Below are 22,938 nucleotides of genomic sequence, written 5' to 3' on the forward strand. Positions count from 1 at the left end.
AATGCAATGGAGAAATAGACGTCATGACGTTTCACAAGTTTCAGCCTGGAACCATCATCGAAATCGAAGGCGCGGAGCACACGGCCGCTGGATATTCTGGCGACCGGCTACTTCTCATCCATCGGATCAAAGGCACCACGTTCCAATGTGAGCAGCCCGATGGGTCAATGGCACTGCCGACAGATGAACAGTTCGATCAGCTGCTATTCGACGGCACTGTCGTCATCAGGACGGCGCGCAGTGGAAACAAAGTCCGAAATTTCAATGAAAAAGCCGAATGGGCGCTCGGCGATACTGAGATCGATGACAAAGCCGTTTTGCGCGCAACCATCTGCGACCTGCTCGATGGGCGAGGCGTGGCGAATGGCAACAAATCGATCGAACTGGCCCTCAAGGAAGTTTGGACTCACGACCTGATCGCAAGATTTGGACCCGCGCCTGCCCCCCGGACAATTCGGAGTTGGCGCGCGTCGCGCGGGCACATCGGCAACCGGCATCCGCGGCACATGGTATCGCTGACCGGAAGGAAAGTCGAAGACATCCGGGCCAGTGACTTGAACAAGCAAATCATGTGGTTAAGTGTTCTGCGCGGACTTGATGCGGGCTCGTCTGTCGCCGCGATCCATGCCGACTACACGGCCACAATTGCTCAAGTGAATGACGGCATTCATCCAGCAATTCACAAGCCTGAAAAGCCGCTCAGAATCCTTGATGAGCGCACTGTGCGTCGCGCTTGTGTCGCACTCGAGTCTTCGGAAACGCTGGCGCGGCACGTCGCGAAGGCGGCAGCTGAACAGGATTGGCTTGGCGCCGGCAAACCACTCATCGCCGATTTCGTCATGCAGCGCGTCATCATCGATCACACATGGATCAACGCGCATGTCGTCTGCCCAAAACTGCAGATGGTGCTCGGACGACCGTGGCTAACGCTCGTGATCGACGTCAAGAGCCGCGCGATCGTCGGTCATGTCATCACCTTCATTGATCCGAGTGCGTGGACGGTCGGAGAGGCTTTGCGGCGGATGGCACTGCCAAAGCGCCCACCTCTCGTAATGGCCGAGCAATATCCGGTGCTGCGGATGCTACGCGGCAAAGCTGGCGAGCTCATCGTCGACAACGCGAGCGAGTTCCGAAGTCACGCTATGGAGGCTGCTGCCCGGCACGCTGGTTTTTCGGTCACTTTCTGTCCGATCGGCCAGCCTCGCTATCGCGCCATCTGCGAAAGGGCGATCGGCACCCTCAATTCAAGACTCTCGAAAGATCTCCCGGGGCGGGCCCTGACGCTCCATGACGCACGGAGGTTAGGCTACGACGCGGAAGATTTTGCAGTCGTGATGATGGATGAGCTCGAAGCCGTCGCGAACCAGATCATCGCTGACTACAACACCTCTCCGCATGAAGGCCTTGGCAGCCGCCAACCAGCGCTTGTGTTTCAGCAGGATCTAAACAAATACGGAATCAACAACTTCGCTGACCTCGACAGTTTCCGCCGCGATACGATGGCTGTGGTAGAGGACGCGCAATTGTCTCCCTCGGGGCTTCGTGCATTCGGCCTTCGTTTTCACGACATCCACGCTGTTCCTGACCTTTTGAACGATCTCGTGCCGATTGAGCCCCGGCGACGGCGGCGCAGCGATGCAACGGCCACCGTTCATTTCCGCTATGACCCGTCCGACATCAGCACCATTCACGTGTGGAACCGAAAATCCCGGAAGTATGTCGAACTGCAGTGCGCCGATGAGCGCTATGCTGATGGTATACCGCTGTGGTTGCACGAGAAAATCCAAGCAGAGGCAAAAGCTCAGGGCGCTGCATTCAACACAGAGGAAGAGCGGCTCACGATGCGCGGGCACCTCATCCAGGCCATCCGTAGCATTTCGCCGCGGGCCCTGGCGGAGTCCCGCAAACGCGTTGCCCAACTGCTCGAAATTCCTCGCCTGCGGCAGATCACCGGAAACCTGGTCGATCTGACCAACGCTGAGCCAGATGCAGTGTCATTGGGCGACTTCATCGCGCAGGATCGGGCTGCGCTGACCGCAATCGATCACGAGATTCTCTCATCTCGCCCGGCTCCGAGAAAGGGCCGTGCAAAGACCGATCTCGACTATCGCCGCGAGGAAGCCGCGCAGCCACAACTCGCGCCGCCAGCCCGCGAACGCAAAAACCTTGCTGGCAAGGGAGGATACGCATGAGCGCTCCCCTTTCACCGTCTGCACGCGCGCAGCTTGTCGGCATCGCTAAAGCAAAGTTCGACGCGATCCGGGTCGATTACCCGCCTCAGACAAGCGCCATGGCGCTCCTCGACGAAGTCCGGATCGCCGGTTTGCACCGCGCGCCAGGCTCAGTCTGTGGCGGGGCGATGATGGTGGCACCGAACGGCGTCGGCAAAACAGAGGCAGTTTCCGGGCTGATCCGCATCCTCGCGAAAGAAGCTTCTAATGATGAGGTTCCCGTTTTGCACGTCTACATCCACACCGCCGGAACTACGGACTCGGTGCCGACTTCGATCCTACAAGCGCTCGGCGCTCCTCGTCCCGAGGCTGGGTCGGAAAAGACTCGTTGGCCACGCGCGATTTCCGAGATAGCTCGCCGGCGGGTTCAACTGATTGTCTTCGATGAATTCGATCGCGCAGCCCGCCGCCCTTCCATGAGCATGCCGATTGCGACCATCATCCGCCAGATGATCATGGATTCCGGTCTCGCCCCGGTGGTTTTTGTCGGTTCTGAAAGGGCCACATCAGTCTTTTCGCAGGTGCCAGAACTCAGGGAAAGGCTTGACGATAGCGCCGACCTTCGTCCGATGAACTGGCACTCGGACGGCGACCGGGGCCTCTTCATTGACTTTGTCACTGATCTTGATCGTGCAATGGTCGCAGCAGGCATCGTCGGTTGTGAGGCGGGACTTGGTGACAAGGCTTTCGCACAAGCTCTGTGGCAAGCATCGGACGGCCGCGTGCGCAGGATCATCAAGATCGTCCGGCAAGCAATGAGCTCGGCCTTGCGTGACGGGCGCGATCACATTGACCGTGATGACCTCGCCGCCGGGGTCGATGATTATGCCATCGCCAACGGCTTCTGCGCCCATAATCCGTTCGCGCGGGGGGCAAACTGATGGACGGTCCCACTGACTGGCGCATCTCGCGCCCTGTGCCGATCATCCCGGGGGAATCGCTGGATGGATACGTTTCTCGCGTGGCGGCTACACATCACTTTCCGCGAATGGCTGAAATCACGCAGATCGGGGGAGCAGAAGCAAACGGTCGGCCGCATGCGTCATTTTTGGATGAGGCAGGCATCGTCGCCATTGCGCAGTACCTCGGGATCGACGCAGACCTGCTGAAGCATCATGCGCCGACATTGTCGCCGGACACTCGTCGGCGGAACCTGTTTGGGGTTCAACTGGCAGCAGACTATCTCCAGTTCGCGTATCGGAGGTTTTCTCCTTCAGCGCTCGCAGTGTCACCCCATCATCGGGCACTATGGAACCTGCGCCTGTTCCCATTCTGCACCGAGACGTGGGAATTTCTGGACGAGCGCTGCCCTCACCAGGCGTGTCGCCGCCAGCAACGCTGGCGTCGCACCCTCGGCATCGATCTATGCGATTTCTGCGGTGAGCCTCTGACCCGCGCGGTGGCTGAAACCGTGCCGATCGAATTGCGCCAGAACCTCGAGCATCTGGTCGATCTGATCCATCCGGATGCAGCTCGACGCGACCGGGTCAGAGGAAGGCTACCCGCGGTACTGCGAAAGGTCGAGGCAGATGACCTGCTCACGCTTGCAACGCTGCTTGCTGCCGTGCTGGTCCCAGCGGCTGCGCATCCGATCAGTTCGGCGAACTTGTGCATGGAAAAGGCGAAAAAGTATGCCGTCCCCGCATTATCCGCGGCTTGGCCACTGCTGGAAGGTTGGCCTGCTGCATTCGAAGGCCTTTTGGTGGACCGGATCAACCGCTATTCCAGTGGCCGGGGTGACGGCAACTTTGGGGCCAGCCATCGTTTTTTGCTCAAGTGCAGGCGCCGGGAACTTTCACCGGCGCTCCGCAAGCTCATCGATGATTTCAACGACTATTGCCGGTCCGCACCCCAGCGCGCGCTGACCGGCCAGCAGGCTGCCAACCTTGTCGGCAGCAGGGTCAGCACACTGGTGCAAATGCGCCGCGCTGGCGAACTGAAGTCGGTCCTGTGTCTCGATGGTCACCGATTCCATGTGCTGTTCGACCGGGCCTCGATCGAGCAGCTTGCCGATCGATTCAAACCGCGCATCCGCCGAGAGCGGCTTGCCGCTCGCTTAGGCGTTCCGACCTATGCTGTCCGCGATTTGGTCAATCGGGGGCTGCTGCAAACTGCGCCAGTACCGCCGGGCCGCACGAGGCGCCTGTCGGTCTTCGCAGATTCTGCCGAGGCGCTGCTCACCGCCCTCGCAGAAAAGATGCCAGCGCGGAATTCGGACTATCCAGTCAAGCTCACGAAGCTGATGTATTGCCTGGGCGGCGGCCCGAAGCCCTGGGGGGCTGTCCTCGCAGCGATCCTCGACGGGACCCTCGATGCTGCTCTTGAACCGGGCTCGCATCGCGTGGTCGAACGAATCTTTCTGCGCAGTGCCAAGGTAATCACGCTCTCGGTTTTTTCCGATTGCCCCGAGCTCGATCCGCGCGACACATCGATCCCAAAAGCTGATCTTGCCGACATGATGAGCCTCTCGCGGACCAACTTTTCGCGGTATTCAGAATATCTGCTCGGGCCTGGCGGGCACTTCCTCGATATCTGTCCTCAGAAGGCTCTGAGCATTGCGAAGACTATGATCAGCACCACCGAAATCGCGGCACGGCTACAGATTCACCACACTGACGCATTTCGGTCAGCCACGCAGCGCGGTGTGGCAGTAAAATCTGAGGGGTTGTTCGACCGCGCTTCCGCCTTTGACCTGATGCCCGAGCTCAATGACATCCTCCGCGATACCTGTGGCCGAACCGTTCAGCCCGCTTGCGCGACCAAAGATGGCCGACGGTTGAGCTTGGCTTCGGTCAGTCCCGACGGGCGGTTCAAAATGCCCAAGCTCATCGCCAGGGCGCTCGAGCTGAATGACGGCGGCAGGGTCTTGTTCGAAATCTGCGACACCGGTGTGCTTGTGCGGAGAGCAGAGTAAGTACCTGCATTTTTTGCATTTGATCGACAGTGATCGCTCACCGGACACTTTCGAGGGAACGGAGGCCAGCCCCCCTCCCCTCGGCAAATCCGGCTTGCCCGCTATCTCATTAAGATGGTACGCTTTATATTCTCACACAGGGGCCTCGTCCGTTACACTTTGGCAACGGATCGAGCGGATTTGTCCTCCGTCCAATTGAAATGCAGATTCTGCAGGCGAGGCATACGGCCGAGAGATCTGCAAGGGATATGAGTGAATGCTCGCAGATTCACCGCAGATTTCTGAGCATTGGAAGCGCCCACAGGTTGTTCGAATGCCGATCTCTCGGCTATTGATCCAAACTGTGTACCTTGCGTTTCCCCATGGAACATACTAGGAACATAGTGCCATGAACAAGCATGGTTACAGGGTGGAGCGGATTGCGTGGATCACGATATCGACCAACTCGGAGCCGAGCTTGCCAAGCTCGATCGCGACGATTTGGAACGCATTGTAAGAGGCCTTCTATCGAACGGCGTTGCTCTTAGTTTTCATGGGAAGCGAACCGCACTAGAAATTTATCGCCGCGTGCGGCCACGAGTAATGCGGCGCGAGCCCAAGCTACATGTCGGGCCAAGTGCAGATCAGGCCCGGAACCTCCTTGTTGAGGGCGAAAACCTCCAAGCCATGGTTACGCTTCACAAGTATCGGGGTGAGGTTGATCTGATTTTGACTGACCCACCGTATAACACGGGACAGTATTTTCGATACAATGATCGCTGGGATAACGATCCCAACGATCCCGAACTCGGAACGCTTGTCGGCAAGGAGGACGGTTCACGCCATACAAAATGGATAAAGGCTATGATGCCTCGGCTCCAGGTCATGAAAGCCATGTTGAAGCCGTCTGGGGTGCTCGCAATTTGCATCGATGACAACGAATTATACCACCTCGGCATGATGCTTGATGAAGTATTCGGCGAGGAAAATCGCCTTGGAATCATCAACTGGCAAAAAGCATATTCGCCAAAGAATGATGCGAAGACAGTTTCGAAAACTACAGAGTACGTGCTCGTTTATGCAAAAGATCGAGCGCGAGCCAAAACAGGCCGGGTCGGCCTCGATCGAGGTTTAGTTCGCAATCTAGACAACGATCCTGACGGTGATTGGATACCGAGCGACCCTACAGCTAGACAGAATCGAGACAAGACAGCTTACGCGATCCAATCGCCGGTTACCGGATTCTTACATTACCCCAATGGAGAGTATCGTTTCGACGGGAGTTTACCTGAAGCCAGAGCTCACTGGGTCAATTTCACAAAATCCGATGCCCGGAGGATGCTGGCCGAATGGGGAACCGAATATGTTGAAAAAGATCTAGGAGACGGCCGAGGGAAAGCTCTGATACTAAAAGGATCTACTGTCGCACTTACAGATTACGATCCGCAAGCCGATCCAGTTGTGATTGAGGCAAGTGTGAAGGCGCAATTACGGCGCGAAGCTGGTAACTGGCCGATGCTATACTTTCGTGATGATAAGGCGCGGAAGCCAGGGCGCGGCCGGCCACGGTTAAAAAATCACTTGCACAGAATCCAAGAAGGAAAAGTTCCAAGCACGTTTTGGGATGAAGATTATTATGCTGATCCGTTGGAAATCGGGTCGGTCTCCTGGGCGCATGCCGAATCAGGTCATACCGACTTGGCAAAGCGAGAGCTTGACGCAGTAGTCGGCAAAGATCACGGATTCGACACTGTAAAGCCACTGCGACTGCTCAAAAAAATTATCCAAATCTGGTGCCCTCCCGAAGGTCTTGTCATGGACCCCTACGCCGGGTCCGGTTCGACCGGGCACGCAATTCTTGAATTGAACCATGAAGATGAGTCCAACCGTCGCTTCATTTTGATCGAGCAGGGGGCACCAGAAAATGGCGACAAGTATGCTAGGACGCTTACATGGAAGCGACTCGCGAATGCCATCACCGGCACCCGCCCAAATGGTCGTGATGCCCAACCTCTAGGTGGCGGATTCGAGTATCGACTTCTCACGAAAACAATCGATGCGAAGACAGTTTTGTCAATGCAGCGCAATGAGCTGATCGATATAGTTCTGACTTCACATTGGGAAACGCAGCGACGTAGCGCACCAAGCCTAAGTTATTTTGGCGATGCTGGTTATCAATATCTGATTGGCACTGATGACGCGGGGGAGGGGTATTTTCTTATTTGGGATAACGGAGGCCCCGTAGGTTCTCTCGACCTTGAAACTTACAAGACCGTAGTCACGGAGGGACGCCGAGCTGGGGTGAAAACGCCCTATCATGTGTATGCACGATACGAGATGTTCCAATCTCCAAATGTTCGTTTTTGGAAAATACCGGATCGGATCCTTGCTCATCTTGGCCTCGACGAGAACGGTGAGTACAATTCTGCGGAGCAACAGGACTGATGGAAGCGTTTGGGTTTCAGCAAGCCGCAGCTACAAGAATCGCTGAACGTTTTGTCCATTATGCAGCAAACCCGCTGATGATCGACCGGCTGACGACAGTTCCATTCTTGCAAACTCTTGTTTCAATAACGGGTAGCGGAAAGACCCTAATTCTTGCGGACACAATAGCCCAAATCCGTGACCGCCTGCCCGTTCAGCCTGTCGTGCTTTGGATTTCAAAAGGCAAAATAGTTGTATCTCAGGCCTATGCAAACCTCTCATCAGGCAAGTATGCGGATAATTTGCCAGGTTTCAATGTAAAGCCGTTACTACAACTTGTTCCCACCGATCTCGAGGATACTGCTAGCGCACTTCTACTTGTCGCGACAGTTGGAAAGTTCGCAATTGAAGATAGCGAGGGCGGAGATCGCAAGGTTTTTCAAGCTCAACTTGATCTTGCGTCTGCATCGCTCTGGACCCTTCTTGCAAGACGTCTAACCGACAAAGGCATTCGACGCCCACTCATTGTTGTTTATGACGAGGGTCATAATCTTTCAGACCTGCAAACTAGAAGATTGCTGGAATTGGCTCCAGATGCCCTCATATCTGCAAGTGCAACAATGGCGCTGCCTTCAAGGCTAGAGCCAACCATCAATAGATTGAAGACAGATCGGGGATGGCAAGAAAGCGATTTTATTACTGCAGTCTCCAGCAAGGATGTGGTGAATTCGGGACTCGTAAAGGAGCGCATTGCCATAGGTGGATATGTGACCCCAATGGAGACGGCCGTAGACGCTCTACTTGCCGATATGGCGGACGCGAAGCTTGCCGCAACTGAATTGCCCATCTCCTTTGCGCCCAAAGCCATTTACGTTTGTAGCACCAATACCGTTGATGGTGTGCCTATCAGTGAGGATGTAAAGAGGCCCTTCCAAGAGCGTCAGGCCAGACCCATTCAAATCTGGAGGCATCTAGTTGAAAATGCTGGAATCGATCCCTCAAAAATTGTGATCTACAGCCAACTCAAATTCGCACCCGGGTTTCCTCCTCCTGCCTCTCTTCGACTTTTGTCCGGCGGAGACAACGACTACACTTCGTTTTTGCAAGGCGAATATGAACACATCATTTTCAATCTGGGCTTGCAGGAAGGATGGGATGATCCTGCCTGTAGCTTCGCCTATATCGATAAAGAAATGGCTTCTGCACGCCAAATCACTCAGGTGATCGGTAGAGTTTTGCGACAGCCTGGGGCGCAGCATTATACGAACCCAATCCTGAATACAGCGCATTTCTATATTCGTTCAGACGAACGCGGAGTTTTCGATGAAATCCTAGAGGACGTCAAGAACCAACTTGTGAAAGACTACCCTGCTGTTGGTTTAAATATAAAGCAGGGTGTGACTGGCCGGATTTTAGACAAGGTATTGCCCGAACCCCCACGTACGGTTCCGATGATCGGGATACACTCAGCGGAGGCCAAAGAGCCGATCGCCAAAATAATTAACGGCATGATCGACTTTTCATCTGACGTTGCGAATACCATTGGCCAGGGCAGCCGCATGCTTGTCCTGCAGAGAATCGGTGATGGCTCAGAGGCGAACTACGAGTGGATTGAGGTCGAACATAGTAACCGCGTCACAGCTCGAGCAATTTTCCGGCGGGAGCTTCAGCGTCTCTATTCTGGTGCACTTCGGCGAGCGGGAGGACCGATCAACCTAGTGGATATTGAACTTCCGAAGTTTGATGCCTTGGTTGAGCTCACGAGCCCCGCCGCTGACCATATTCGTCAAATAGCGCGCCAGGTCGTCGAAACATACATCTCTAATTCAAGGATTTTTCAAAACGACTTCGATTCTCCCTATACCGTTGGGCCAGTTATGGTTGATCCATTGAGTGCCGTTGAATTCTCGAAATCTTTGCATAAGCGGTATTCGGGCCTGAACCCTCTTGAGCTACGATTCGCAAAAGCGCTTGATAAGTCGCAAAGGATCTGGGCACGCAATCCCGTCAATAGTGGTTTCTACATTCCGCTTCTGGATCTGGCGTCTTCTGCAACATACTGGCCAGACTTCCTCGTCTGGGTCGACAAGACGATATTTGCCATCGACACAAAAGGCGATCATCTGTTGACAGATGCAACTCTCGGGAAATTATTCGAAATCGACACACTCGGGGATCCCGCGAAGTTGGTGCTTCGACTCATATCCGAGGGGGAGGCGCAAGTTTCCGCCAGCGGTCAAATTATTAAACTCAGCAATATCGGATATACGGTTTGGAGCTGGAAATCAGGAAAACTTCATGCGCAGCATGCGGAAGACGAGCGTGCTACAATTAAGCTAGCTCTTGGATAGCTCACCACATTTATTGGAAGGGCGGACTACGGGAAGACGGTCGACTGAGGTACACGGACGAGACCAGTTCCGACTTTCGAGCAAAACGAGAATCGGTCATGGGAAAGCGCCAAAGCTCCGGCGACTTTGGTGCACCATCTCGCGCAACCGTTCAGGTTGAAGAACCTCGACTGCCGTCCCCCAAGCATAGAGGTGCCAGCACATCTCGAGCAATCCGGACGCCTTAAACCGTACCAGCAGTGAGCCGTCCGGTTCATCCTCGACCGTTTGTGTCGGGTGAAAGACGAAGCGGCGGGCATGTGCCGCCGCTTCCGGCGAAAACCGCCAGACGACATCGCCATACTCAGCCGCATTCTCGAAGGAACCGAACCCCTTTTCGGCATGGCGGCGGATATCGAAATCCTGATCGAACTCGAAGGATTCCTCCAGCACCTCAGCAGCCTCGATTTCCTCAACGCGGAAGTGTTGCAGCGGTGCAGACGACGGTTTCGCGATGTCTCTCGCGACCAGATAGCGGCGAACACCCAGTAAAAGACCGTGCGGCGCGACGATGCGCTCGACTGACTTAGTCTGGCCTCGCTTTCGATAGGGAAAGCGGAGCAGAAATGGCCCCTTCAGCGCTTCATAGATTGCCATATCGACATCACGATTGGCGGCCGGTTTTGGTCCGGGACGAGCCGCGTGCCCCAGTGCCTCGAGCAGCGCTTCCTCATCCACGGCGAGACGTGTGCCCTTTTCTGGCGGGACAAGCGCCCTCACCTTCCGGTCGAGGTTCCTCGCAAGTGCCGCTTCTTGCAGCATGCCGGCCTGTTCGAGCTGCGCGATCCCGGTCGATAGTGCCGCGAGTTCTTCTGGCGAGGGTGACAGGAGAGCTGCAACGTGGCGAGCGGGCATACGCCAACGCTTTTTCCGATCTTCCCCTTCTTGGGCTTCCGTCTGGGGAAACGCCGCTTCAAGCGCCTCGGTCATCCTCTGCGCGGTCCGGTACACGCAGCCGAATTCTTCCATGATCTCGTCGAGCGACACGCCGCTGCGGCGCGTCGCCATCATCGCGAGTTTCAACAGCTCCTGTGCCTTGGCGAATGACATTCGGAATCTCCATGACAGGTTTTGTCATGCTGAACGGGCATAGCTTATGGTAAGGAGCTATGCATGCGATTTATCGAAGGAAATTTCCGCTTCTCGGCCTCGGACCTGATGCGTTTCAAGGGGTGCCGCCACGCGACGTTCCTTGACCTGCGGTTGATTGAACAAGGTGACATCGCTCCGAAGGGAGACAGTGCTGAAGCATTGCTCCTGCAGCAGCAGGGCGATGAGCATGAGCTGGCCTTTCTGGAACAGCTTCGCGCTGCAGGTCGGTCAATCACCGAGATCCCCAAGGATGGGCTTTCCCTCGAGCAATCGGTCGAGCTGACCCACGCGGCCATGGCGCAGGGGGCAGACATCATCTTCCAGGGCGCGTTGCTCGATGGTGCCTGGGGCGGCTACACGGACTTCCTGGAGCGGGTTGATCGCCCCTCCGCGCTCGGTTCCTGGTCCTATGAAGTTGTCGACACCAAGCTGAAGCGCAAGCCAGACCCCAAGCATGTGTTGCAACTGTGCCTTTACAGCGATCTCCTCGCCAAGGTGCAGGGTCTGGCTCCTGAGGCCGCGCATCTCCAGCTGGGAGACGGCAGCCGATACACGGTTCGTCTGGCCGATGTCTCCGCGTACGCGCGGCATGCGCGCTCGATGCTTGAAGGGTTTGTGGCCGAACGCCCGGCAACCCGCGCCGAGCCCAACGCCTCCTGTGGCCTTTGCCGCTGGAGCGATCATTGCAATGCGCAGTGGGAGCAGGACGACAGCCTTGCCCTTGTCGCAGGCATAACCCGCAGCCAACGCCAGAAACTCGAGGCAGCCGGGGTTACCACCATGACGGCGCTTGCCGGGAGGGCGGAACGTGTCCCGAAGATGGCAGCAGAGACGCAGCGCAAGCTTGTGGCACAAGCCAGACTGCAGACGGCCCGGCGCGCGGGCACCGGCCCATCCTTCGAGTTGCGGGAACCGGAGCCGGGCAAAGGCTTCGGTCTCTTGCCTGAACCGGCGGATGGCGACGTGTTCTACGACATTGAAGGCGACCCATATTTTCCCGGAGGCCTCGAATATCTCCATGGTGTCTGGTTCATGGAGGACGGTGAGTGGCAGTTCCGGGCCTTCTGGGCGCATGATCGCGACGAAGAAGGGCGGGCTATGCGCGACCTTCTCAGCTTCCTCGTCGAACGCATTCGGCGATACCCGAGGGCCCATATCTACCACTATGCCAATTACGAGATCGCTGCCCTTCGGCGCCTGACGGCCGCGCACCGCACCGGCGAGGCTGCGATGGATCAGCTGCAGCGCGAGCAGAGGTTCGTCGATCTTTTCAAGGTCGTCGGTGGCGGTCTAATCGCGTCCGAGAAGGGCTATTCGATCAAGGATCTCGAAGCCTTCTACATGGAGAAGCGCGCCGCAGACGTTGCCACGGCGGGTGCCAGTGTCGTCTTCTATGAGCAGTGGCGGCAAACCGGCGAGCAGCGGCTCCTCGATGAGATCCATGACTACAACCGGACCGACTGCATCTCGACACAACTGCTCCGGGATTGGCTGATCAGAGAGGTGCGCCCCACGGGCATGCCGTGGCCGGTCCTTGGCGATGTGCCTGCTGGCGGCACGCTCTCGAATGTCGAGGCAGAGGATGCCGAGCTCGAAGCCCTTCGGCAGCGGCTCGAACCCGTGCGCGCGCGTCTCGGCGAACAGGTCGCTACACTGCTGCTCGACCTGAGCCAGTTTCACAAGCGGGAGGACAAGCCTGCTTATTGGGCGATCTTCGACAGGCTTGCGCAGGAAAGCGAGGAACTGCTCGACGACCTCGACTGCCTTCAGGGTCTCGAGGCCATAGATGCCCCGGTTCAGGTGACCACCAAATCCTCGGAACGGACCTACCGCTTTCCCGAGCAGGACACCAAGCTTCGGGCGGGCAAAGCCCCTTGCATCAAGCCCGCTGCCATGCCGGAAGACGTGCAGCTTCAATCGATCAATCATGACGACCGCACACTGGTTCTGCGCCGCTCGCACGCGAAGGGGCCCCTCCCCGACAGGCTCGATCTTCTCCCGCCCAAGCCAATCCGGAACGATGTGCTTCGCAATTCACTGTTGGCCGTCATCGACGAGATGATCGCCAATACGGGACGCGTTCCGGCCCTTGAGCATCTTCTCACCAAAGCCCTTCCCGTGTTCAGCGATGGGCCGAGGCCGGGCGGGATCGTTCTAGAGGATGATGACCTTCCTAAGGCTATAAGCCGCGCGATCGCAGCCATGGACCAGACGGCCCTCGGCATCCAGGGTCCCCCTGGGACGGGAAAGACCTATGTGAGCGCCCTGTCGATTGCCGACCTCGTGCGGACGGGAAAGCGCATCGCCGTCGCCTCAAACAGCCACAAAGCGATCGGCAATCTTCTCAAGGCAGTCGCAGAAAGGGCCGAAGACCAGGCGCTCGCCTGTTCCATCGTCCAGAAGGTCTCAGATGCCGAGGATGCTGACGATCATCCGGCCATCATTGCTGTAACCGACAACAACGCTCCCGAGATCGGGACCGCACACGTCGTCGGTTCCACCGCCTGGCATTTCGCGCGCTATGACGCGCCTGCATTCGACTACCTGTTCGTCGATGAGGCCGGACAAGTCTCGCTCGCCAACATCCTCGCGATGGGCCGCTGCGCCCATAACATCGTCCTCGTCGGTGACCCGATGCAGCTTCCGCAGCCGCTTCAGGGCAGCCATCCCGGGGAGAGCGGGCTTTCCTGCCTCGAATACCTGATCGATGGGCACCGGGTCATTCCGCCCGAACGTGGCATCTTCCTCGCGGAGAGCCGCCGCATGCATCCCGGGATCTGCCGGTTCATTTCAGCGGCAGTCTATGAGGAACGTCTGGCTAGTGATGAGGCAGCCGCGGCGCAGACGCTCGTTTCCCCAACCGGTGCAAGCCTGCTTGGCGCACGTCTGGCACCTGTCGAACACAAGGGACGATCCCAAGTCTCACCCGAAGAGATTGCAGCCATCCGCGGCCAGATCGAAGCGATGGTAGGTTCGGTCTATCGGGACCGAAACGGCAAGGATCACGTGATCGCGCACGAGGACATACTCGTCGTCGCCCCCTATAATGCACAGGTCAATGCGCTGAAGGCGGCTCTGCCGCCGGGTGTGCCCGTCGGGACCGTCGACAAGTTCCAGGGGCAGGAAGCGCCGATCTGCCTAGTGTCGATGACGACTTCCAGCGGCGAGGAGATGCCCCGCGACCTCGCCTTTCTGTTCTCGCTGAACCGGATCAATGTCGCGGTCTCCCGCGCGCAGGCGGCAGCCATCGTGATTGCGAGCCCGCTGCTGCTCGAAACGCCATGCCGGACGGTCGAGGATATGACGCTGGTGAACGTGCTGTGCCTCCTCAATGAATTTGGACATGACAGGTTTTGACGTGTTGGCCTGTGATACTCCTCTCATCGAAAGAAGGAGCATCGCAGATGGCTTACTGGGACCTCGGAATGAAGCACATCGTCGACGTTGACGGGCAGCTGCTCGCGATCGACGCGGATGTGATCGACACCACGCGCCTGCTGGAAAAGGCGAACCGGCCGACCGACAGCCACTTGGCGATGGTTCGAGCCGGCGAGCGCATCCTGCTTCAGCCCCGGCAGCTGATCCGGCTTCCCGCCGATGAAGTTCTGTTCTTTGAAACAGACGAGAATACAGTGCACTATGGCGAACAGCGTCTGGCGGCATAGGGCGACGGCACCGCGCAGGTAGTCATTGAGGAGTGTGTCTGATGCAGACTGATGGCGCTTCAGGGAAGAACATCATCATCTTCTCGGACGGAACCGGGCAGTATGGCGGCGTGCTGCCTGACCAGCGCCTCTCCAACATCTACAAAATGTACCGTGCCATGCGCCCCGGCACCCAGACCGGCTTCGATCCTGCCGATCAGGTCGCCTATTATGATCCGGGCCTGGGGTCAGGGGAACTCGGAGGCAGGGTTCGGAACATCCTCGCAGCCGCCTTTGGCACCGGGATCAGCGAAAACATCATCGATTGCTATGAGGCCATCCTGCGCCACTACGAGGATGGCGACCGCATCTTCCTGTTCGGCTTCAGCCGGGGTGCCTACACCGCCCGGTGCGTGGCCAACGTGATGAACCTGTGCGGGATTCCGCGTCATGACCAAGACGGAAGGCCGCTCCCCACTGGCGGTGTCGCCTTGCGCAAGATTGCCGAAGAAGCGGTCTACCGCGTCTATGAGCATGGCTCTGGCAGGGATCGCGGAAGGTATGAACCGGAGCGCGAGGAGCTGGCACGGCGCTTCAGGTTGAAATACGGAAGCGAAGGCCGGGGTGCCAATGGCGAGTCCCAGGGCAACGTCGCTCCGATATTTATCGGTGTGTTCGACACGGTCGCGGCTCTCGGGACAGTGATCGTCAAGCGGGTGCTTTCCGTTCTGGCGGCGCTCAGCAGCGTCCTCGCAATTGCTGCTTGGGCGAGCGATCTGGGTTCGATGTGGAAAATCCTCGCATCCGCTCCCGCAGCTTTCTTTGCTGGCAGCTTGGTCTGGTCGGCGAAGAAGCAGTTCAAGTTCATTGAGAAGCCGCCGCAGGGGGGCAGGATAAGCTGGCACTTCGCAGCCTGGAACCTCAAGCACTATGATCGCTTCCTCGACAGCAGCGTGGGCTACGGGAGGCACGCGCTCTCGATCGATGAGAACCGAAAGCGCTTCCCCCGGGTTGGCTGGGGGAATAGCGGCGACACTCTCGAGCAGGATCGCGGCCCCCTCAAGTGGCTGAAGCAGGAATGGTTCGCAGGCAATCACTCCGACATCGGCGGGAGCTATCCGGAAGACGAATCCCGCCTCTCCGACATCGCCCTTCAGTGGATGATCGATGAACTGAAATCGATCCCGACCCCTCCGCTGATTGATGAGCGCTTCGTGCAGACCTTCCCCGATCCGCTGGGGATCCAGCATGACGAAGTGAAAGCCAGCCTCGAGCTATGGCCGCGTTTCTGGCCAACCTGGTTGAGGTTTGGTTGGTCGGCCGAGACCAGGAAAGTGCACCCTGAGGCAGTTTTGCACCAGAGCGTCCTTACCCGCTTCGCCGCAGCGTCGGTGCCTCAATATGACCGGCGGGCTCCCTATCGGCCGGAGAATCTTCGGGGGCATGTTAGCACCGCAGACTACTACCCGGCATCCGATTGAAGCCACGATGGAATTCGAGAGACTTGACCCACCGCTCGGCGCAACTTCATGCCGGGGTATCGAAGGGACCAGAGCGATGAAATTGCTGCTTGCGAGCGTGGGATTGGCAGTAGCCCTTACTGCAGCGCCTGTTTCGGCTCAGCGGTTCGTATGTCGCGGGACGACGAATTCGCCATATCCGCAATTCGTCTCGACCTACCATGATCACCAGCGCGTCGCTCCGGGCGCGCGCGGGCTGTCGGACCAGTTCACGTCATTCTCGGCGGTATTCGATGATGCTGATGACGATGATGGTGACGGTCAGCCTGATCTGCGCCTCAATCCCGAATACGTCGTGTATGAGCTGCGAGGTCTCGCGCCGGGGCGGAACGGCAATTTCGACGAACCACCCGTCTCAATTGACCGCCCGAACAAGTGGTATGCCTCCCCCGGTCTAGTGCCGCTTGTCGAGGCGATACAGGGTGTCACCAGTCGCCGCCTCGACGACAGCTACAGCGGGGTTGGGACAGTGTGGAACCGCGGACATCTCGCTATGAGTGACCATGCCCAGCGGATTAGTCCCGAGGCAGGCTGCAACACCCATGTCTTCTGGAATGCCTCTCCGCAGGCCGCAGACCTCAATCAGGGGCCTTGGCTGCACCTCGAGAACTACTCCGCCGCCGCCTCGAACAAATATCGCAGCATCTGGGTAATCGCCGGCCCGATCTTCGATCCTGCCACACCAAAGCTCACAATCGGCGATCCGGGTGAGTTGCAAGTCGAGATCCCCGACGCCTTCTTCAAGATACTCATCCACGAGAGCCCCTCGGGCATCGATGCGTTGGCCTTCATCTTCGAGCAGCCGAACGCACTGGATGCCGACGGCAAACCCGTTCCGACACAGACATGGGTCAATTGCAACCGGGCGAGCCAGCTCGGCCATGTCTACGATCACCGGCCCAACCTTGTTACGATCAGGGAAATCGAGCGACGAACCGGGCTCCAGTTCTTTCCGGATCATCCTGATCGGCAAACTCTCCTGGGCAAGCGGCCGCGTAAGCTGTGGCCGATCGAGACCCGTTTCTGGGATAGCAGCACGCCCTGTGGCGGGCAACGGAGCCATCCCTAATGGAGGCAAGAGCTTCAGCCATGGCCGCCTGCGATATCGTCCAGCGTGAGCCGGCTCCATTGTTTTTGGTCGATCTCGCCTCCTTGCTGGCAGACCGGACGCAGCGCTGGTCCATCTGGCCTAGGCATCTGACAGACAGCCGTCTCACGGGTGATGACGTCTCTTGTCTGATGAAGCTTCGCAAATCATTGACTTTTCCGAATTGATCCGTGAATTCTCGTTGCTCCTGATTGGGAGGGTTGCATGAAGAAGATGTTGGTAGCGGCAGTGGCCGCGTCGTTTGTTTCGGGCATGGCTGTGCACGCGCAGCAGGGTCCGGTCGTGGAAGCGCAGCCCGTCGATGCGGCTACGCAAGCATTGCCCGTCAATACCCTTGTGCTGGTTACACCGGCTGAGGAGATCACGTCGAAGAAGATGAAGGAAGGCACCCAGCGGCGCTTCCTCGTCGTCGAAGATGTCGTCTACGGTGGCAAGGTCATCATTCCGCGCGGATCCGAAGTGCAGGCAACGGTGACCTGGCGTACCGGCAAGGGCATCGTCGGCAAGAGTGCGAAATTCGAGCTCAGCTTCGACTGGGTACGCGTTGGCAGCACCAACTGGCGCCTGCGCGGCCAGCATCGCCAGGAAGGCAAGGGCAATACGGCAGGGGCACTTTTGGGCTCAGCGATCATCACCGGCAAGTCGGCCACAATGGCGCCGGGACAGATCGTGAATGTGTTTACAGCGGAACCGATCCCGTTCCGGTGAGCCTTGACTGCTCTGTTAGCGTCACCGGCGAGAATGGCTTAAGATGACTAGAGCAAGGTGGTTGCGAAAAGCCGTGAGGTGATCACTTTGCTATTGTTGATTGAAAAGAGGGGGGAGGACCTTTGCCGGATGCCAGAACGATCAGTTTGAAAGAAACGATCGAGCTGCTGGATGGCGCCTTCGCCGGCGTTAGCAAGGGCATGTGTCAGGGCGAATATGCCTTATGGCTCGGCTCGGGAATTTCGCGTGAGCGTGTGATCGACCTAAACGGAGTTCTCGCGAAGCTTCTGGACTTCCTGCGCGTAAGGGCAACCGCGGCAACCGATTGTGCGTATAGGGCGGCGTTCGAAACAATCATCGATATGGCCAAGCCGTCTGAGGACGATCGCAAGGGGATCGACTTGGCCAAGCCGGTCAAGGAATGGCCTTGCGCCAAGGTTCTGCTAGCGCGGCTATGGAACCAATACTCCAAGGTGCTGGCAGTTGAGATCCCCACGGAAAATTCCGACTATCTTCTTTGGACCGGGCTCGACTTCCCGAACACTTTCGCAGGTCAGGATCCAGACGCTGAACACCTCGCCATCGGCATTCTAGCCCTAGAAGGAGCGGTGACCAAACTCGCGACTGCTAATTGGGATGGGCTGCTCGAGGCGGCGATGACGGAATTGGGATATCCCGACAATTTCTATCGTGTGACGGTAACAGGTGACGATTTGCGCGGGCCGACGGCGGCGGCGACCCTTTTCAAGTTCCACGGCTGTGCGCTTCGCGCGATCGAGACCGAAGCCACCTATCGCCCGCTGTTGGTCGCGCGTTCGGCGCAAATCACAGGGTGGATGAGCAGCGACAAGTTTAAGATCGTGCGCGATCAACTCGAAGCGGTGATACAAACGTCGCGCACGATGATGATTGGGCTCTCTGCGCAGGATGAGAATATCAAACACTTGTTCGGCAGTGTGAATACGCACAGGGGCTGGAAGTGGACCGACGAACCGACCCCGATCGTCTTCTCCGCGGACGAGTTGGGCGATGATCAAAAGAACCTTTTGACCGTCGCCTACGGGGACGATTACGAGCCAAATCGGGACGAGATCTGCAAGCGAGCGCGCCTCCAGGCCTTTGCTAAGCCGCTACTTCTAGCGCTCCTACTTCAGGTGCTGACAAGCAAGTTTTACGTGCTAGCCGACGATGCTAATGCGCCAGGCCTAGACGCTGCGGCACGCGCGGCAATCACCGACGGCATCACACATTTGCGCGACCGCGTCGCCGTTGCCGACAACGGGGACAGAGCTGCGTTTGTGCGCTTGATCGCGGCAGCGCTGGCGCGTGCCCGGCATCAATTGCAGAACGGGACGAGTGGCGCGGGCGTTCAGCAGTATTTCCCGGTCCATGATCGCCCGGCGCATTTGATGCAGGGCAACATCGCGCTCGCCGCTACTGGGCAACGCGAGGCCGCCGTGGCACTTGGACTGATCGGGCTGGAGCATAAGGAAACAACCTGGACGCCCGCGCTCGATGATCCGGCCGATCCGCGATCGGGTGCGTTGCGATTAGCGTCGGCAAGTAGCGCGGCGCGGGTCTTCTTCGTTGCGAATGACGACAACATTACCAGTCTGTTGGAGGCCGGCGCCTTTGATGAGGACGATGACGATGTCGTTGTGATTTGTTCGCGCAAGGTCGGTGAACGCCAGCAGCGCAGCCCTCGCGCCTCGCTGCGCGACGGAACGCTCGGTCCACGCTATGTATCATTCGGATCGATGCTCTCCGGCGCGACCAGCATCGATGGCCTGCGAGACGACTTCAGGAACGAGGCCTCGATATGACGACCACTAGCGAACGCGTCGTGGAAATCCTTGTCCAGGAGGGCAAATATCGCGAGCTGGTGCAACCGATTAAGATCGGCTCGATGTCGTTCGAGTTCGATCGTGCGCTCGTGGCTAGCGAGCGGGCTAACGATCTGGTGATCGTGATCGAGCTGAAGGGCGGGACATCGGACGAAGCGATGATCCGCAAAGTGCTGGCGCTGACACGCGCGCTGGACGTGCTGAAGTCGAAACGCTCGGTGACTGCCGTGCTGACATCCGGCCAAGCGTCGCCCGAGACAGTGCAGTCGATCAGCCGGGTGTGCCGGGTGCTGCCGATCGGAACGCCCGCCGGACCGAAGGCAGCGGATGCGGTGCGCGACTGGCTTTCGGTGTTACTGCCGATCAGTCAGCCGGCGATGGTCGAGGCATTGGTTGATTGGGCGGGGGATCTCCGCCGCGAAATTCCGGCGACGGCGGCCGGACCCCTTTCGGATTTGTTGATCGAGATAGCGCCGCTCGGAAAACAAGCGGTGGAGGACGTGTTGGCCGATGCGATCAAGGTGACGGTCGAACCGGCTTTGGCCGAAGGCGAGGACGACGCATGAGCGCTGGACGGCTAAAGACGCTCGTTATCCGGAACTTCCGCAGCCTGCGCGGTGAGGTCGTGGTGCCTCTCGATGCCCAAGTTGTGCTGGTTCACGGCACAAACGGGATGGGCAAGACAAGCGTGTTGTCGGCGCTTGAACTCGCGCTAACGGGCAAGATCGCGCACCTCGCTGCCGACGGTAATGGCTATCGGTCTTATCTCACCACGCTCGAAACCGGTGGCGGATCGATTGAGCTGACAACCACCGGGCCGCTTCGCGAGGGCGCCCGGACCGTGGGCGGACTCGATTTCTCAGACACCACGTTCAAACCGGCGCCTTTGCTCGACGATGCGGACGCGCACTTCTTCGCCGAGCGTTGCTACCTGCCCCAGGCGACGCTTGGGAAGTTGCTCGAACTCTATGATGATCAGGGGACGGGTTCGACCTCGCCCCTCACGCAATTCGTAAAGGATCTGCTCGGCCTCGACCCGCTAGATGCTCTCGTCGATGGCTTGTATCCCGCCTTCAACGTCACACGAATCCGTAACCTCGTTCCAGCTTATCGTCGACTCGAAAGTCTGCGGACGGCGCTCGTGCAGGAGCGCGATCGCACGAGCCAATCGATCCGGACTACTGAGCACTCGCGCGACACGCGCGCTTCGGCGCTTACCGTTACACTGGCCGAACTGGCGATGCCGAACCCAATCACGGTTGGTCCGGCGACGGATATCGAGGCGTTGCGGATGCAACTGGAGACTGAGCGGAGCGAGGAGCGCGTGCTGGCCGACCTTGGCGGCGTAAGGTCCCACATTACTAGCCTGCTCGAACGTTGGCGCTCTTTGCCGTCGACCGACGCAGGGCACGATCGCGCTGCGAGCGAACGCGCGGAAGCGAACGCGGCCGAGGCGTTGCGCATGTGGCGAGCTGGTGTTGGCAAAGAATTGGGCGATCTGATTGCGACACTCCGAACGCAGTTATCTGACATCCCAGAAATCGACGACGAGCCGGAGGAAGCGCGCGCGTTTGCGGCGCGCCGGGCCGAGGCGGAAGCGACACGCGCGGCCAGTCTGGTCAAGACGAGCAACGCGGCGGCCGAAAAGGTAAAAGCGCTGAACTTGACCGTGCAGCGCGCCACCGCCCGGATCGATGAGCTGAATAATGCGCTTGCGAGCGGCGCCGAGGACGCGCGTTCGCTGGCGACCGCGCTGGCCGGTGTCGCACCACATGTCGAGGGCGACATTTGCCCGGTGTGCGACCGGAACTTCGCCGATCAGGATGCGGGTTCGCTGTCGGCGCATATTGCGGCCAAGATCGCGTCGCTGACCAGCGAGGTGGGCCGACTCCAGGCCTTGTCCGCGGAACGAGCTGAGGAGAGCACCCGGCTCGCCGTTGCGCAACGCGATCTTCTAAGTGCGACCAGCGGTCTGATCGACGCCGAGGAGCTAGCCGATCTGACAGTGCGCGCGTCGCAAATGGCAGACGCCGCACAACGACTCAAGCAGATGGCAATCATTGCCGAGGAAGGCCAGCGGCTGACTACAGAGGCGCGCAGCGCCCGCGATGTGGTTGCGGCGGCACGTCGACTGGACGAAGTATCGACGTCGCTGGTGCCGGAGATTGAGCAACTTGTGCAGAGTATGACCGGCACCTCGGCGAGTGGCTTCCAAACGGTAGATGCGGCGTTGGCCGAGGCCGAACGCTTGGTAGGTGAACGCATTCGTGCAGCGGAAGCTGTGCTTGCGGCACGCGTTCGTGCCCTGTCCGAACTGGACCTTTATGCCACGGACAGCGCGCGGATCGAGATGCTAAACAATGAACTTGAGGCGATAAAGACGCGCTTAGTGATCGTCGAGAGCGCAATAGCCGAGGTAGACACGGATCGCGAGCACGCCAAGAAGGTATCGAATGCAGCCGATCGCGTGCGCGCCGGCATCGTCAAGAAGGTGTTCAACACCTCTCTTAACAAGTTGTGGCGCGACCTGTTCGTGCGGCTCGCGCCGTCGGAGCAATTTGTACCGCAATTCCAGTTGCCATCCCAGGAGGGCGGCAAAGTCGAGGCAGTGCTGGAGACGTTGCACCGCTCTGGCAAGGCGTCGGGATCTCCCGGTGCGATGCTTAGTCAGGGCAACCTCAATACGGCAGCGCTGACGCTATTTCTCGCGCTCCATCTATCCGTACCATCGCGATTCCCCTGGCTCGTGCTAGATGACCCGGTACAATCGATGGACGATGTCCATATCGCGCAGTTTGCCGCGCTGCTGCGGACGCTTGCCAAGGGCCTGGGGCGGCAGCTCATCGTCGCCGTTCACGAGCGCGCACTGTTCGACTATCTAACCTTGGAACTGAGTCCGTCATTTCCCGGTGACAGCCTTATTGCGGTCGAGATCACTAGGAACTTCGACGGCGATGCTGTCGCGACGCCCGCATCGTTCGCCCATCATGAAGACCACCTGATCGCCGCCTAGAAGGGCGAAGCCGACCCGCGAGAACTTCGGCTATTGGAAAGGACGCGGGAACTGGCGGTTTCAGCGTAAGC

At 58.5% G+C, this 22,938-nt stretch carries 14 protein-coding genes; 13 read left to right on the forward strand and 1 reads right to left on the reverse strand.

What is annotated here, in order from left to right; all coding sequences use genetic code 11:
• Positions 1 to 23 precede the first annotated feature (23 nt).
• The 5 genes from SOQ14_RS05240 (at position 24) to SOQ14_RS05260 (ending at position 9,899) form a co-directional block, all read left to right on the forward strand.
• Entirely contained in the window at positions 24 to 2,192 is a 2,169-nt protein-coding gene (locus tag SOQ14_RS05240; RefSeq protein WP_322897003.1) for an integrase catalytic domain-containing protein, read from the forward strand.
• Entirely contained in the window at positions 2,189 to 3,112 is a 924-nt protein-coding gene (locus tag SOQ14_RS05245) for an AAA family ATPase (protein WP_322897004.1), read from the forward strand. The genes SOQ14_RS05240 and SOQ14_RS05245 overlap by 4 nt, the downstream gene beginning before the upstream one ends.
• Positions 3,112 to 5,145, forward strand: a complete 2,034-nt coding sequence (locus tag SOQ14_RS05250; RefSeq protein ID WP_527194247.1) for a TniQ family protein — start codon at positions 3,112 to 3,114, stop codon at positions 5,143 to 5,145. The genes SOQ14_RS05245 and SOQ14_RS05250 overlap by 1 nt, the downstream gene beginning before the upstream one ends.
• 423 nt (positions 5,146 to 5,568) lie before the next feature.
• Positions 5,569 to 7,569 carry a site-specific DNA-methyltransferase gene (locus SOQ14_RS05255; protein WP_322897006.1) on the forward strand — a complete coding sequence of 667 codons (2,001 nt, stop codon included), beginning with the start codon at positions 5,569 to 5,571 and terminating at the stop codon, positions 7,567 to 7,569.
• A complete protein-coding gene (locus SOQ14_RS05260) occupies positions 7,569 to 9,899 on the forward strand; it encodes a DEAD/DEAH box helicase family protein (RefSeq protein WP_322897007.1) in 2,331 nt (776 codons plus the stop codon). Before SOQ14_RS05255 ends, SOQ14_RS05260 begins: the two co-directional genes overlap by 1 nt.
• 96 nt (positions 9,900 to 9,995) lie before the next feature.
• On the opposite strand, the gene SOQ14_RS05265 is transcribed toward SOQ14_RS05260, so the two are convergent.
• Entirely contained in the window at positions 9,996 to 10,988 is a 993-nt protein-coding gene (locus SOQ14_RS05265) for a helix-turn-helix transcriptional regulator (RefSeq protein WP_322897008.1), read from the reverse strand.
• 63 nt (positions 10,989 to 11,051) lie between these two features.
• On the opposite strand from SOQ14_RS05265, the gene SOQ14_RS05270 reads away from it, so the two are divergent.
• The 8 genes from SOQ14_RS05270 (at position 11,052) to SOQ14_RS05305 (ending at position 22,867) form a co-directional block, all read left to right on the forward strand.
• Entirely contained in the window at positions 11,052 to 14,387 is a 3,336-nt protein-coding gene (locus tag SOQ14_RS05270; protein WP_322897009.1) for a TM0106 family RecB-like putative nuclease, read from the forward strand.
• A 47-nt stretch (positions 14,388 to 14,434) separates the two neighbouring features.
• Positions 14,435 to 14,695, forward strand: coding sequence for a hypothetical protein (locus SOQ14_RS05275; RefSeq protein WP_322897010.1), 261 nt, complete (start codon positions 14,435 to 14,437; stop codon positions 14,693 to 14,695).
• Between the two features lie 41 nt (positions 14,696 to 14,736).
• Positions 14,737 to 16,155, forward strand: a complete 1,419-nt coding sequence (locus SOQ14_RS05280; protein WP_322897011.1) for a T6SS phospholipase effector Tle1-like catalytic domain-containing protein — start codon at positions 14,737 to 14,739, stop codon at positions 16,153 to 16,155.
• Positions 16,156 to 16,231: 76 nt separating this feature from the next.
• Complete coding sequence (locus SOQ14_RS05285) at positions 16,232 to 17,263, forward strand: DNA/RNA non-specific endonuclease (protein ID WP_322897012.1); 1,032 nt, start codon at positions 16,232 to 16,234, stop codon at positions 17,261 to 17,263.
• Positions 17,264 to 17,506: 243 nt separating this feature from the next.
• A complete protein-coding gene (locus SOQ14_RS05290; RefSeq protein WP_322897013.1) occupies positions 17,507 to 18,010 on the forward strand; it encodes a hypothetical protein in 504 nt (167 codons plus the stop codon).
• A gap of 122 nt (positions 18,011 to 18,132) precedes the next feature.
• The gene (locus SOQ14_RS05295; RefSeq protein ID WP_322897014.1) at positions 18,133 to 19,833 is read left to right on the forward strand and encodes an SIR2 family protein; all 1,701 of its coding nucleotides are present in this window, start codon (positions 18,133 to 18,135) and stop codon (positions 19,831 to 19,833) included.
• Positions 19,830 to 20,420 carry a hypothetical protein gene (locus tag SOQ14_RS05300; RefSeq protein WP_322897015.1) on the forward strand — a complete coding sequence of 197 codons (591 nt, stop codon included), beginning with the start codon at positions 19,830 to 19,832 and terminating at the stop codon, positions 20,418 to 20,420. The genes SOQ14_RS05295 and SOQ14_RS05300 overlap by 4 nt, the downstream gene beginning before the upstream one ends.
• The gene (locus tag SOQ14_RS05305) at positions 20,417 to 22,867 is read left to right on the forward strand and encodes an AAA family ATPase (RefSeq protein WP_322897016.1); all 2,451 of its coding nucleotides are present in this window, start codon (positions 20,417 to 20,419) and stop codon (positions 22,865 to 22,867) included. The genes SOQ14_RS05300 and SOQ14_RS05305 overlap by 4 nt, the downstream gene beginning before the upstream one ends.
• Positions 22,868 to 22,938 lie beyond the last annotated feature (71 nt).

The sequence above is a fragment of the Erythrobacter epiphyticus genome, from assembly GCF_034653295.1.
In the GTDB taxonomy this organism is placed as follows: Bacteria; Pseudomonadota; Alphaproteobacteria; order Sphingomonadales; family Sphingomonadaceae; genus Erythrobacter.